The organism is Hymenobacter translucens (genome assembly GCF_020685205.1).
GTDB classification, from domain to species: Bacteria; Bacteroidota; Bacteroidia; order Cytophagales; family Hymenobacteraceae; genus Hymenobacter; species Hymenobacter translucens.
Genome location: NZ_JAJERB010000003.1, coordinates 1 through 13,471, shown reverse-complemented (window position 1 = coordinate 13,471; position 13,471 = coordinate 1). Strand labels below are relative to the sequence as shown.

14 protein-coding genes are annotated in these 13,471 nt (G+C 62.1%); 8 read left to right on the top strand and 6 right to left on the bottom strand.

Features of this window, described 5'->3' with window-relative positions:
- The first annotated feature begins 43 nt into the window (after positions 1-43).
- The 4 genes from LJY25_RS07185 (at position 44) to LJY25_RS07170 (ending at position 4,569) form a co-directional block, all read left to right on the top strand.
- Positions 44-820, top strand: coding sequence for an energy transducer TonB (locus tag LJY25_RS07185; protein WP_227607640.1), 777 nt, complete (start codon positions 44-46; stop codon positions 818-820).
- A 52-nt stretch (positions 821-872) separates the two neighbouring features.
- A complete protein-coding gene (locus LJY25_RS07180; RefSeq protein WP_227607639.1) occupies positions 873-1,697 on the top strand; it encodes an energy transducer TonB in 825 nt (274 codons plus the stop codon).
- Positions 1,698-1,780: 83 nt separating this feature from the next.
- Positions 1,781-3,241, top strand: a complete 1,461-nt coding sequence (gene gatB / locus LJY25_RS07175; protein ID WP_227607638.1) for an Asp-tRNA(Asn)/Glu-tRNA(Gln) amidotransferase subunit GatB — start codon at positions 1,781-1,783, stop codon at positions 3,239-3,241.
- 191 nt (positions 3,242-3,432) lie between these two features.
- Entirely contained in the window at positions 3,433-4,569 is a 1,137-nt protein-coding gene (locus tag LJY25_RS07170; protein WP_227607637.1) for a TlpA disulfide reductase family protein, read from the top strand.
- 78 nt (positions 4,570-4,647) lie between these two features.
- Here LJY25_RS07170 and LJY25_RS07165 read toward each other — a convergent pair whose 3' ends face one another.
- The 4 genes from LJY25_RS07165 to LJY25_RS07150 all read right to left on the bottom strand — a co-directional run bounded on the left by LJY25_RS07165 (position 4,648) and on the right by LJY25_RS07150 (position 9,319).
- Positions 4,648-5,436 (bottom strand): hypothetical protein, encoded by a 789-nt coding sequence (locus LJY25_RS07165; RefSeq protein ID WP_227607636.1) that lies wholly within the window; start codon positions 5,434-5,436, stop codon positions 4,648-4,650.
- Between the two features lie 84 nt (positions 5,437-5,520).
- On the bottom strand, positions 5,521-6,039 hold the full coding sequence (locus LJY25_RS07160) for an acyl-CoA thioesterase (RefSeq protein ID WP_227608221.1): 519 nt from the start codon (positions 6,037-6,039) through the stop codon (positions 5,521-5,523).
- Between the two features lie 162 nt (positions 6,040-6,201).
- Positions 6,202-8,379 carry a zinc-dependent metalloprotease gene (locus LJY25_RS07155; RefSeq protein WP_227607635.1) on the bottom strand — a complete coding sequence of 726 codons (2,178 nt, stop codon included), beginning with the start codon at positions 8,377-8,379 and terminating at the stop codon, positions 6,202-6,204.
- Positions 8,380-8,662: 283 nt separating this feature from the next.
- Complete coding sequence (locus LJY25_RS07150; RefSeq protein ID WP_227607634.1) at positions 8,663-9,319, bottom strand: protein-L-isoaspartate(D-aspartate) O-methyltransferase; 657 nt, start codon at positions 9,317-9,319, stop codon at positions 8,663-8,665.
- A 185-nt stretch (positions 9,320-9,504) separates the two neighbouring features.
- Between LJY25_RS07150 and LJY25_RS07145 the strand changes: the two genes are divergently transcribed.
- From LJY25_RS07145 to LJY25_RS07130, 4 genes are all read left to right on the top strand, one after another.
- Entirely contained in the window at positions 9,505-10,923 is a 1,419-nt protein-coding gene (locus LJY25_RS07145; RefSeq protein ID WP_227607633.1) for a sugar transferase, read from the top strand.
- A gap of 26 nt (positions 10,924-10,949) precedes the next feature.
- Positions 10,950-11,540, top strand: a complete 591-nt coding sequence (locus LJY25_RS07140; protein ID WP_227607632.1) for a riboflavin synthase — start codon at positions 10,950-10,952, stop codon at positions 11,538-11,540.
- Positions 11,541-11,660: 120 nt separating this feature from the next.
- Positions 11,661-12,212, top strand: coding sequence for a hypothetical protein (locus tag LJY25_RS07135; protein ID WP_227607631.1), 552 nt, complete (start codon positions 11,661-11,663; stop codon positions 12,210-12,212).
- A 189-nt stretch (positions 12,213-12,401) separates the two neighbouring features.
- Positions 12,402-12,602: a hypothetical protein gene (locus LJY25_RS07130; RefSeq protein WP_227607630.1), complete on the top strand. Its 201-nt coding sequence runs from the start codon at positions 12,402-12,404 to the stop codon at positions 12,600-12,602.
- A 10-nt stretch (positions 12,603-12,612) separates the two neighbouring features.
- Here the strand turns inward: LJY25_RS07130 and LJY25_RS07125 are convergent, their stop codons facing one another.
- Entirely contained in the window at positions 12,613-13,239 is a 627-nt protein-coding gene (locus LJY25_RS07125) for a phosphatase PAP2 family protein (protein WP_227607629.1), read from the bottom strand.
- Positions 13,232-13,471, bottom strand: a 240-nt coding sequence (locus LJY25_RS07120) for a coproporphyrinogen III oxidase (protein WP_227607628.1), incomplete at its 5' end; no start/stop codon positions are given. The genes LJY25_RS07120 and LJY25_RS07125, both read right to left, overlap by 8 nt.

Below are 13,471 nucleotides of genomic sequence, written 5' to 3'. Positions count from 1 at the left end.
GGTTACGATTGCGTTCTAGGCATCGCTTGTTAGTTACTGAGAAATGTTAAAACTTATTATAACTACCGCGGTGCTGGGCCTGAGCCTCAGTAGCGCCGCATTTGCCCAAGAGCCTGCTGCTCCGGTTTTAGCTCCGGTCCCGGTTCCCCCGATGCAAACCGAGTACTTCAGCGAGGACGGCCAGAAGCTGCCCTCGGCGGAAAATGCCCACCACCGGCGGGAAGCCACCTTCCGGGACAGCGTGCGGGCCACCGTGCGGGAGTTTTATCCGGGCGGGCAGGTCCGGTTCATCACCCAGTACCTGCACCTGAAAAAGAAAATCCGCCACGGCACCAGCACTTCCTGGTATGAGAACGGTAAAATTCACACCAAGGAGGACTTTATTGCCGGCAAGCGGGAGGGTGAGCTGCTCGTGTACTACCCCGAAGGCGCGGTGCGGCGCCGGGACCAGTTTCAGGCCGGCAAGCGCACGGCCGGGGAGTGCTTCGGGCCGGACGGGAAAGCGGTGGAGTATTTTGAGTACGAGCAGATGCCCCAGTATCCGGGCGGCCAGGATGCCCTGCTACGTCAGATAGCCCGCTCCGTGCGCTACCCCAAGGAGGCCCTGCGGGCCCGGGTGCAGGGAAAGGTATTCGTGGCGTTTGTGGTAGATCAGGACGGGCAGGCTACTAACATCCGCGTGGCGAAAAGCCTGAGCCCGGCTACCGACGAGGAAGCCGTGCGGGTTATCAGCCAGCTGAGCCGGTTCCGGCCGGGGCAGCAGGACGGCAAGCCGGTGTCGGTAAGCTATACCGTGCCGATTTCCTTTGCCATCCGGTAAATTAGAAGAGTACTCTATCATACTCTATCAGTTAGCTTTACTACCAGCGGGTATGCGTGTTCTCTTTCGGTTTTACATGGCAGCTTTCACCGGTCTTAGTCATGCGGCCCTGGCCCAGGCTCCCGATGCGGCCCCAACGGAGCAGCCCGCGGGCCTGCCGGCTAAAAGGGTGGAGTACATCGGCGCCGATGGTTCCAGGCCGGGCGCTGCCGATGAGAGCTCGTACCGGGTCGAAACCACTTTCCGCGACAGCGTGGCGGGCATGCGGCGGCAGTTTTATCCCTCGGGCAAGCTGCGTTCGGTACATCCCTACGCGCATGTACGCCGGCGCATCCTGCACGGCCCAACCACCACCTGGTACGAAAGCGGGCAGCAGCACAGCCGGCAGGATTACTGGGCCGGCCAGCGCCACGGCGAGCTGCTGGTGTACTACCCCGACCACACCCTGCGGCGCCGCTACGTATTCGAGCACGGAAAACGCAAGGAGGGAGCCTGTTTTGGTCCTGATGGGCAGCCGGCGCCGTATTTCGAGTACTACCAGGAGCCCATCTACTCCGAGAATGGGGGTGACATCCGGGCCGCCGTCACGGCCATGATGCGCAAGGGCATCTACCCGGAAGTGGTGCGGCAGATCGGCATGGACGCGACGGTGCTTATCACCTTTACCATCAATACGAACGGGATAGTGGAAGACGTGCGGGCCCTGCCGGCAAAGCCCGGCACCGTTCTGGCCCCGGCAGTTGCCGAAGGCCTGAAGCGCCTGCAGGACGAAGGGGTCTGGCTGGTAAAGCACTTCAAAACCTTTAGTCCCGCCCGGCTCGACGGTCAGCCGATTGCGGTGCCCTACACGCTGCCGATTCATTTCTCGACCTATTAGGTACCGGCGCGGCATACGGCAGCTTTGAAAACGCAGCCGTGCCGTATCTTGCAGCCCCGGCGGCCAACCCGCCGGCTTTTCCCATGGACGAAAGCATCAAATCGAAATACCAGCCCGTCATCGGCCTGGAAGTACACGCCCAGCTGCTGACCCGCAGCAAGATGTACTCCTCGGACGAAAACGAGTACGGCGCCTTGCCCAACCACAACCTGAGCGTGATTACGCTCGGCCACCCCGGCACTTTGCCCCGGGTAAACCGTACGGCGGTGGAGTTTGCCATGAAGATGGGCCTGGCTACCAACTGCCACATCCGCCGCGACAACCTGTTTGCGCGCAAAAACTACTTCTACCCCGACCTTCCCAAAGGCTACCAGATCACCCAGGACAAAACCCCGATCTGCTACGATGGGCACGTGGAAATCCGGCAGGCCGACGGCAGCACCAAGCAGATCGGCATCACCCGCATTCACATGGAGGAAGATGCGGGTAAGAGCATGCACCTGGCCGGGGAAGTCGAAACCCTCGTGGACCTGAACCGGGCCGGCGTGCCGCTTATCGAAATCGTGTCGGAGCCCGATATCCGCAACGCCGACGAAGCCTACGGCTACCTCACCGAAATCAAGAAGCTGGTGCAGTACCTGGGCATCTGCGACGGCAACATGGAGGAAGGCTCCCTGCGCTGCGACGCCAACATCTCGGTGATGCTGAAGGGTGCCGACAAGTTCGGCACTAAGGTCGAGGTCAAGAATATGAACTCGTTCCGCAACGTGCAGCGGGCCATCGAGTTCGAGATTGAGCGCCAGATTGCCGTGCTCGAAGCCGGCGGTACGCTCGACTCCGAAACCCGGGGCTTCGACGCCGCTACGGGCTCCACTACCGGGCAGCGCAGCAAGGAAACCCTGAACGACTACCGCTACTTCCCCGAGCCCGACCTGCCCCCGCTCATCATCTCCGACGAGTGGCTGCACGAGGTGCGCGCGGCCCTGCCGGCGTTGCCCCAGCAGCTCTATGCCCGCTTTACCGGGGAGCTGGGCCTCTCCAGCTACGACGCCGGCGTGCTCATCGACCAGAAAGAGGTGGCCCAGTACTTCGCTACCCTGGCCTCGCTCACGCCCAACGCCAAAGCAGCGGCCAACTGGGTGATGGGACCGGTAAAGTCCTACCTCAACGAGCGGGCCCTGACGATGGACGAGTTTCCGCTCGACGCGGCCCAGATTGCCGGCATCATCGAGCTGATTGACGAAGGCAAGATCAACTACTCGGTGGCGAGCAAGCAGCTGTTTCCGTACCTGCTCGAGCACCCCACGGCCAACGTAACCGGTGCCGCCGAGCAGCTGGGCTTGCTGCAGCAGTCGGATGCCGGAGAGCTGGAAAGCCTCGTGCAGCAGGTGCTTGACGCCAACCCGGCCAAGGTGGCCGAGTACCGGGCCGGCAAAAAGTCGCTGACCGGCATGTTCATGGGCGAGCTGATGAAGCTCACCGGGGGCAAGGCCGACCCGAAGATGGCCAATCAGCTCCTGCGCCAGAAGCTCGACCAGGCGTAAGGGTCTGGTTGTTTGTTAGTAGTTGTCCATTGTCTGTTCTTAGTTAGTTCGTATTGTTCTGACAACGGACAACCAGCAACTGACAACTAAAAACCAAACCACCCAAAATTGGCAACTTGCGGTTGGTTCTGCCGTCCTTGCCGGGCGCGTTGCCTTTCTACTGTTTGCAGATTGTTGAAATGATGTCAAAAATGAAGAGTTTACTGCTGTTTGCCGCTGTGCTGGGCATGGCTAACGCCTGCAACAAGTCCGCCACGCCGACCACCGGCTCGGCCTCGACCGGGGAGGGCTACCAGGTGAGCGGCACGCTTACCAACGCCCCGGCCGGCACGAAGGTGTACTTGGCGGAGCTGGGCGAAACCCAGTTCGTGTCGCGCGACACGGCCACGGTGGATGCCAAAGGTCAGTTTACGATGAAGGGGAGCGTGCCCGAGGCCGGGCTGTACCAGCTGAAGGTAAACGATGCCAACCAGGTGCTGCTTGTGCTCGACAACCGCACGAAAATGCAGGTTAGCGGCGACGTCAACAGCCTCACCGAAAACTACACCGTGAAAGGCTCCCGCGACTCGGAGCTGATGCAGCAGCTGGGCCGCATCATGTCGGGCTCCAAGGCCCAGATGGCCCGCCTCGAGCAGCGCTACACCCTGGTGGCCCAGGCCGGCAAAACCGATTCGATGAAGATCATCGAGCAGCAGTTTTACGCCGCCCAGGCCCGCAACGTGGCCGATATCAAGCGCCTGATCCGGGAAAATCCCAAGTCGGTGGTTTCAACCTTCGCGGTGCTGAACCTGATCAATCCTGACGAGCAGTTTGGCTTCGCCGACTCGATGGCCACGCAGTTCCGGAAAAACATGCCTGAGGCCCGCTACACCAAGGCCCTGGTAGCCCGGCTTGACCCACTGCGGGCCACGGCCGTCGGCGCTGCGGCCCCCGACATCAACCTGGCCAGCCCCGATGGCAAGAGCATTGCGCTGAGCAGCCTTCGCGGCAAGTACGTGTTGGTCGACTTCTGGGCCTCGTGGTGCGGACCCTGCCGGCGCGAAAGCCCGAACGTGGTGAAGCTCTACAACCGGTTCAAGGGCAAAGGCTTCGAAATTTACAGCGTCTCGTTCGACCAGGACCGGGGCAAGTGGCTGAAGGCCATTGCGGACGACCAGCTGGCCTGGACCCACGTATCGGACCTGAAAGGCTGGGAAAGCGCCGCCGGGCAGACCTACGGCGTGAAGTCCATTCCTATGACGGTGCTGCTCGACCCCCAGGGCCGCATCATTGCCAAGAACCTGCGCGGCGAGCAGCTGGAAGCCAAAGTAGCTTCCCTGCTGAAATAGGCACCAGCGTTCAGAGAATAAAAAAAGCCCGGCCAAGCCGGGCTTTTTTGGTGGCTGCGGGACTCACCCGGAGAGAGGTTAGGCCAGGAACATGGCCTGCATACCCTGCCAGAGTCGCTTTTTCAGGCTGGTGTCGTACTCAATCAGCTCGATTTCCGCGGCCGGCAGGTAGGCCAGGTCGCCGACCAGCAGCACGGGCTCGTAGATCTGGGTGGTGCGCACGGCCACGTCGAGTAGGTTCTTGCCGAAGCCAATAACCTGCCGCGCGGCCAGCACCTGCCGTAGCGTCGTCAGCGAGACGGGCAGGTGGGACTCTACGTTGATGAGCACCACGTCCTCCATAATCAGGCGAATGGCCTTGAGCAGGTTGTTGAGAAACACGTTGCGGGGCAGCTTCCGGAAACGGTCCGGGTCCATTCGCACCAGGATAATCAGGCCGTTGGGGTTGTCGCCCAGCGTGGAGTAGGGCGTATTGGCCAGCGGCGACGCGGCGGCCGGGGCTGCCGTCGGGGCAGAAGCCGGGAAAGCAGGAGGAGCCACGGCGGGAGCAACCGGGACCGGTGCCGGGGCCGCCGGTGTAGCTGCCACCGGTTGGGCCACCGGTGCGGTGGGGGCTACCGTCGGCACCGGGGGCAGGCCGGCCAGGGACGGCAGCTTACCCAGGGCGGCGGCTACGGCAGGCGGAGCTTCTACCGGAACCGGCGCAGCGGCCCGCGCCGGCGCGGCAGCCGGTGGCGGCACTGCGGCGGCTACAGGCTGCCCTTCTGCGGCAGGCCTCACTTCCGCTGCCGGAGCAGCGTCCGCAACCAGATACAGCGTGGCATCGGTGTAGAAGTTCTGAAAGAAAGCCAGGGACGAATTATCCATGGGCGGAAAGGGGGATTGCGGTGATTAAGTTCTTGTCAGAATCGAAGATACGCCGGCAGAAGTAAAGGGTAGGTTTCGCCTCAATTACTCCATCTCAAAGATGGCCTTGAGCTCGTTGGCGTCCTGGGGCTTCATGCGGCCACCCAATACCAGGCGGAGCTGCCGGCGGCGCAGGGCCCCGTCGTACAGTCGTATTTCTTCCTCGGTTTCGGCCACCGCTTCCGGTACGTCAATCGGGCGGCCCGACTGGTCCACAGCCACAAAAGTCAGAAAGGCTTCGTTGGTTTTGACTTTGGTGCCGCTGGGAATGTCTTCGGCCCACACGTCGATGTGCACTTCCATCGAGGAGTTGAATGCCCGCGTTACCTGGGCCTGCAGGGTTACCACGTTGCCCAGGCGGATGCTGTCCCGGAACGAGACGTTGTCGACCGAGGCCGTTACCACGATGCGGTTGGAGTGCTTCTGGGCTGAAATGGCGGAGGCAATATCCATCAGGTGCATCATGCGCCCACCCATCAGGTTGTTAAGCGTGTTGGTATCGTTGGGCAGTACGAGCTCCGTCATAATGACGAAGGACTCTCGGACGGGCTTTTGTTTGCGCATCATCTGGTAGGAAGGCTTGATAGTTCGGCCACAAAGATAGGACGCACCTTTAGCAATGAGCTGGAAAAGAAGCTGCGCACCACAGAAGAACCCGTGGACTCGTCAGCCAAATAAAAAAGCCCCGGCCAATGGTGGCCGGGGCTTTTTTATTTGGCTGGAAGACTACTGCACCAACACCTTGGTGGTATAGGTCTGGTCGCCCACGGTGAGCTGCACGGCGTAAATGCCCGGGGCCAGGCGGCTGCCGGCACCCTGGCTCAGGCTGATGGCGTGCTGGCCGGCGCCGTAGGCCTTGGCCACGGTTTGCAGGACTTCACGGCCCAGCAGGTCGCGGACCTGCACCCGTACCTGCTCTGAGCCGGCCAGGGTGAAATGCACGGCCGTTTCCTCGGTGACGGGGTTCGGGAATACACTGATGGCATACCTGGTCAGGTCGGCATTGCGGGTGGAAGTCACGCCGGAGATGCGGAAATTGTCGAGGTAGATCGGGTTACTGCCGGCGCTGCCGCTGCCCTGCATCTCAAGACGCACCTGGAAGCGGGGCTGACCCTGGAAAGCACCTGGAATTACCACGGAAAGGGGCTGCCAGTCGGCGGCGTCAGCGGGCACGAAGCCGCCGGTAATGGGCGTAGTGCCCTTGGTGCTCAGGGCCTGGGAGTTGTAGACCACTGGCGTCGACCATGTGGCGCCACAGTCCGTGCTGAAGGATACGCGCAGCTGGTCGGTGCTCGACGTTGAGCGGATGGCATAGGCCCGGTCAAAGGTCAGCGTGGCCGGCCCAATTATCCGCGAAAGGTTGATGTTGGGCGAGTAAAGCGAGGTCACGGCCCCGGCCGCCAGCAGGTTATTGCGCAGCACCAGGAAGGCGGCCCCGTCGCTGGCGGTGCCGGACGTTGTACGCTGCCACTGGGCAAGACCCGACTGCACAGTTGAGGTGGAGCGCCAGTTGCGCAGGGAAGGAGCGGCGTAGTTTTCAGGGAAGCCAGCCTTCTCAAACGACTCCACCAGCGGGCCGAATTCGCCGGAGTTGGCTCCCTGCACCATAATCAGATTGGTCTGGGTGAGCGTGGGGCTCGCGCCGTCGGCCGTGGTCACGGTCAGGCTCACGCTGTAAATGCCGCTGGTGGGGTATACCACCGTGGGATTCCGCTGGTTCGAGGTGGCGGGCTGTCCGCCGGGGAACGACCACGCGTACTGGGCGCTGCTGAGCACGGCGGCCGTGGCGTTGTAGCTGTACTCGGTAAAACTGACCGAGCCACCTTCGCAGATTGCCTGGGTAGACGGACGGAACGCCGCAATCGGGGCGCAGGGGGCTGCCGAGTAGCCGTCGTTGGTACCGGTCGCCAGCAGGTTGGCCGGCGTGGTCAGGTCCTGCCGGCAGGAGCGCAGGAGCGACGCCCGCATCACCGCCCGCTGGCCCAGGGTAAACATCTTGGCGCAGGTGGAGTAGTCCATGTAGTTCTGCACGTTGGCCAGCGGGCCGCAGGGGGCGCTGGTGAGCGGGCAGCCCGAGCCTCCGGCCGGAGCACCGACGCCCGTCGTGTTGGGTGTATCGGCAATACCGTCGTCGATACCGCAGTTGGAGGCCAGGCCCGGGGTATTGGACCCACCCCAGGTGTGGGGCAAGCCAAAGTAGTGGCCGATTTCGTGGGTCAGGGAGCGGGCCGAGAAGTTGCCGCCGCCGGCAGCCGTGCCGCTGTTGCCAAACTGGGCATTGCGAATCACGATGCCGTCGAGGGTAGTACCGCCGCCGCAGGGCAGAATCGCGTAGCCGCCGGCCCCGTTGGCACTGGTAGCCACCCAGATGTTGAGGTACTTCGACACGTCCCAGCGGATGACGTCCTTGATGCGGGCGTCGCCGACATTGGTTTCGGTGGAGTACGTGCGGGTGATGCCCGTGGTGCAGTTGCCGTTGGGGTCTACCTGAGCCAGCCGGAACTTAAATCCCACGTTGGCATACAGAGGCTGAAACGCCGCAATTACATCCGAAGTGTCAGGGTTCATCTTGCTGAAGTCAGCATTGACGATGGTTAGGGCGTCGCGCACCTGGCGGTCGGTGATGTTGTTGGTACCGCCGGTGTGGATGATGTGCACGACCACCGGCACGACCACGTCGGGCTGGGCCAGAAAGCGGGCCTGCTCGGCCGGAGAATCAACCATGGCCGCGGCCTGCCGCAGAAAGTTGCGGTAATCCAGCTCGGCACCGGGGTTGCGCCGGAACTCAGCCTGCTGCACGCTGTCGAACGAGCAGCGGAAGCCATAGGTATGCTCGGGGTGCTGCAGATTCTGAGCCGTGGCTTCCGGGCTCAGGCCCAGCCACGTTCCCAGGGTCAGAAGCAATGCGGGTATTAGTTTTTTCTGCATTGAAAGGGAATAGAGGTTTTAGAGAACGTGGTAAAGCCGATACGTGCGGCAGGGTCGAAAAACAGGCGGAAGGCCTGGTAAAGATGAGCAAGGAGCCAGCGGTATTCGTGCAAGGACCAGGCTGGCGGAAAGTTCGGCAATGACAGTACAGAAGGCAACCATAGCGGCTCCGGGGCCTGCCATTGGTTTCTACAAGTCGGAAAAGCTGCGCTTCGTTCCAACGCATTGATGCAAAATGGTTGTTTTCAGTTGCTTCGGGCTAGCTTTTGGGCCAGCCGGCGCGGCCCAGGAGCGGCACGAAGCGAAATTCCTCGAATACTTCCTTTGAGAACTCGTCCTCACTTTCGCGCACCACCCGCATCATTCGCTGCACCTGCTCGTCGCCCACCGGTATCACCAGCGCCCCACCCACGCGCAGCTGCTGGAGCAGGCCCCGCGGAATGGTAGGCGAGCCGGCCGTTACCAGAATCCGGTCGAACGGGGCGTGCTCGGGCAACCCCACCGAGCCGTCGCCGCAGAACAGTTGGGCATGGCCGGGCAGCAGCTCCAGGCGCCGCCGGGTGCGCTCAAACAGCACGGGGTTGAGTTCGATGCTAAATACATGCGGCGTCAGGTCGAGCAGCACGCAGCACTGGTAGCCCGAGCCGGTACCCACTTCCAGCACCCGGTGGCTGGGCTCGACCCGGAGCAGCTCGGTCTGGTAAGCCACGGTGTAAGGCTGGGAGATGGTCTGGCCCTCGCCAATCGGAAACGCCTTGTCTTGGTAGGCGTGGTCCTGAAAGGCGGGCTCGAAGAATACGTGGCGGGGAACGGCCGCCAAAGCCCGCAGCACCCGCTCGTCGCGGATGCCTTTGCGGCTAAGCTCTTCCACAAGGGTGCGGCGCAGGCCGCGGTGCCGGTAGCTGTCAGGTTGCATGAGGGGACGTAAGGGGCGGGGCCCGGAGTGCCAGCAGGTGCGTTGGCTTCCGGTTTATTGCCCTACCTTTGCGAGGCGTCGGAATGGGTTTTCACCAGCCCGCAGCGCCGCACTGACCGCGAAACTACCATTTCGCAGCCACAATACCCACCTGCCCGCCGGCGCAGCCGGCCTGCCCTTCGCCCTTGATTCGCAACCTGCAAAAGCTGAAGCTCATTGCCGCCGACTTTGGAGCGGCCCTGTTGGCTTGGATCTGTTTCTTTCTGCTGCGCAAGTACTTGCTCAGCGAAATTAATGAAGGCTACCGCTTCACCGGGGGCGCTCTGTTTTTTCTGTCGGGCTCGGCCCTGATGATTGCCCTGTTCTGGACCGGTCTCTACACGCTCATCGGCGAGTACCGCGACATTTTCCGCAAGTCCCGCCTGGCCGAAATCATTCGCCTGGGCCGGGTTTCGGTGCTGGGCGCCATCGTTATTTTTTTTGCCTTTCTGCTTGACGACCAGGGCGTGAGCAACTACCGGCTTTACTACAAGACGATTACGGCCTATTTCCTGGTCCACTTCACCATCACGGCCATTCTGCGCACCTGGGCCGTGACCAGCGTGCAGCGCCTCGTGCGCAACGGCACGATTTCGTTTAACACCCTGCTGGTCGGCTCCAACGCCCTGGCCCGCGACACCTACCACGAGCTGGTGCGCACCAGCCGGCACCTGGGGCTGAAGCTGGTGGGCTTTGCGCCGGTCGGCGACACCATCGACGCGGAGCTGGCCGAGCTGCTGCCCCCGCGCGGCACCTACCAGCGGCTGCCCGCCCTGATCCGGGCGCTGCGCATCGAGCAGGTCGTCATTGCCATCGAGCCCTCGGAGCACCGCATGATTCAGGAGATTCTGGCGCTGCTGGAAGGCACACCCAGCCGGGTCAGCATCCTGCCCGACCTCTACCAGATGCTGCTGGGCTCGGTGAAGGTAAACCACCTGTTTGGCACGCCTCTGATCGAAATCAAGCACGACCTGCTGCCGGTGTGGCAGCTCGTTACCAAGCGCGTCATCGACGTGGTGGGCTCCCTGCTGTTTCTGCTGCTGGCCTGGCCGGTGTATGCCTTTACGGCCGTGATGGTCAAGCTTTCCTCGCCCGGTCCCGTGTTCTACGCCCAGGACCGGGTGGGTAAACAGGGCGTGCCGTTCCGCATCTACAAGTTCCGCTCAATGTTCGTGGATGCCGAGAAGATGGGCCCGGCGCTGTCGTCGGACCACGACCCGCGCATCACCAAGTGGGGGCGGTTTATGCGCAAGGTGCGCCTCGACGAGCTGCCCCAGTTCTGGAACGTGGTGAAGGGCGACATGAGCCTGGTCGGTCCCCGGCCCGAGCGGCAGTTCTACATCGATCAGATCGTGAAAGTAGCGCCCCACTACCGCCACCTGCACCGCGTGCGGCCTGGCATTACCAGTCTGGGCCAGGTGAAGTACGGCTACGCCGAAACCGTGCCCCAGATGGTGGAGCGGCTGAAGTTCGACATCCTGTACATCGAGAACATGAGCCTGGCCATGGACTTCCGGGTGCTGCTCTACACCCTGAAAATCATTATTGAGGGCCGGGGCAAGTAAGTCAACCTAATAAGACCGTTACGAACATGTTTACCGGCATCATCGAAGCCCTGGGCACTATCACTGACGTGCGCACCGAGGGCACCAACCGCCACTTCACCGTGGCCTCACCGTTTTTCTCCGAGCTGCAGATCGACCAGAGCGTGTCGCACGACGGAGTATGCCTGACGGTAGTGGCCCTGGATGCGGCGGCCGGTACGCACACCGTAACCGCCATCGACGAAACCCTGCACGTCACCAACCTGGGGCAGTGGGCGCCCGGCCGCCGCGTGAACCTGGAGCGCTGCCTTTCGGCCAACGGTCGTTTCGACGGCCACATCGTGCAGGGCCACGTGGACCTGACTGCCACCTGTGAGTCGGTGCAGGACCAGAACGGCTCTTGGCTGTACCGGTTCCGCCACGCGGCCGGCCCCGGCCGGGTAACGGTTGAGAAAGGCTCGATTTGCATCAACGGCGTAAGCCTGACCTGCTTTAACAGCACCGACGACGGCTTTTCGGTCGCCATCATTCCCTACACCCACGCCCATACCACGTTCCAGGACCTGCAGGCCGGCTCCCTGGTAAACCTGGAGTTCGATATCGTGGGCAAGTATGTGGCCCGGCTGCTGGGCAAGTAGGACCCGGGGCTCCGGTACGACCCGGCACCCGGGTTCGGCTCTTTTCAGGAAGTCCGGAACAGGAATAAAGCATTAGATTGGCGCAATTCTTCGCCTGCTAAATCCCTTTATTCCAAACCAATGGACCGCACGCTTAAAGTATACGCCAAAACCGGCCACCTATTCGCCCAGGTGGTTTTCTACTACGACCAGCCCCACCAGGTTACCGCCCACTATACACTGTACCAGGCTTTAGATCAGGGGGATGGGGAAGATGAAAGCAAATCGGTGTATCCCGTCAGTGACCGTGACCTGTACGTGCCGTTCCGGCAATTCGCCTCGGTAAAGGAAATCAAGGCCCACGACGTAGAGTTCGTGAAGAAAGCAGCCTACGGCGACATGGCTGACCCGCGCGACTACTCCTTTACCTACGACTCCACGCCCATCCTGCTGCGCTACGTGATTGAAGGGCATCCTGTCTATAAGGGCTTGGTGAACGTGCTGTACAGCTTCGAGGACAATACCAAGGAGGTGCGCTACCTGTCGGCCAGCAATCCCCGGTTCGACCACGAGCTTTCAACCAACAGCCTGGAAACCAATATTGCCTGCATCGCGCGGATTCCTATTTATTACAATGGGGAGCTTTTCCCGATTAATCACAACGACCTGACACGCCTGGAACCCTGGTACTAATGCCGGCGTCTGGGTAGCCGCACTGAAAGGCGGGGCTTAGCCGCTTGCCGCACCGCTTTGCGGCCACCGGAGCAGATAGGTGCAACGGCCTGATAGCAAGGTTGTAAGCTCAACGGGAAGCGCAGAAAAGACGAACCGGCCGGAAATGGGAGCGTATAGACCAAAAATTCACCCTTAACTCTCCCAGTCATGTCGAAACGCGAATTGATAGAGCCCAACGAGGGCGACAAGCGCTACACCCGCCGCAACGAGGACGGTACCTTTAAGGAAATGGAGGACGTCGGCCGCGCCTCGGCTCAGGACCAGAAGCGCGACGCCAAAAACACCAGCACGCCCGGCCAGGGCGACAAAGGCGACCGGAAAGACTCCGGCAAAAGCAGCAAGAAGTAGCTTTTCTTTTCTACGAAAGGCCGGCAGGCGGGGCAGCAGCTCCGCCTGTTTTCGTAGTTGGGTGGCCCAGCGGCCCCCACCAGCGCCGGGCCAGGTACTCGTAGGCCAAGGCGCAGAGGGCCGCCACAGCCGAGCCCAGCGCCGCCCCGGCTAGCACGTCGGACGGGTAATGGGCGCCCAGGTAGATGCGGCTGTACGACATCAGCGCGGCCCAAAACAGCACTAGCACCTTGGCCCACCAGAACCGCCGGGGCAGCACCAGCCACAGAAACGCGACCAGGGCAAAGGAGTTGGCCGCGTGCGACGACATAAACCCGAACTGCCCCCCGCACCCGTTCACCAGGTTCAGCGTGGCCGACAGCTCCGGGTCGTGACAGGGACGCAGGCGGGCAAAGAAAGGCTTGAAAAACCGGCTCGAAATCACGTCGGCCAGCCCCACACTCAGCAGCAGCAGCGGCAGCAGCAGCAGGGCCCGCCGCCGGTACCGCCAGACAAGCAGCCCGAGCAGTACGACGTAAGCCGGGATCCACACCGTGCGCTCCGAGCAGAATACCATCACGGCATCCAGCCACGGACTCCGGTGAGCGTTGGCAGCTATCAGCAGCTGCCGGTCTAAAGCCTGCAGCTGCTCAACCAAGGCCGGGAGAGTTAACGGCCCACTCCACACCCCTGCGGAGCCAGGCCTGGGTTCGGGCTTCGGGGGAGCCGGGTTCGGGCTGCCGGTTGTAGTGCCACTCGGCCTGGGGCGGCAAACTCATCAGGATGCTTTCGGTGCGCCCCCCGGTTTCCAGCCCAAAGCGCGTGCCCCGGTCGATGGCCAGGTTAAACTCGGCGTAGCGGCCGCGGCGCACCAGCTGCCACTGCTTCTG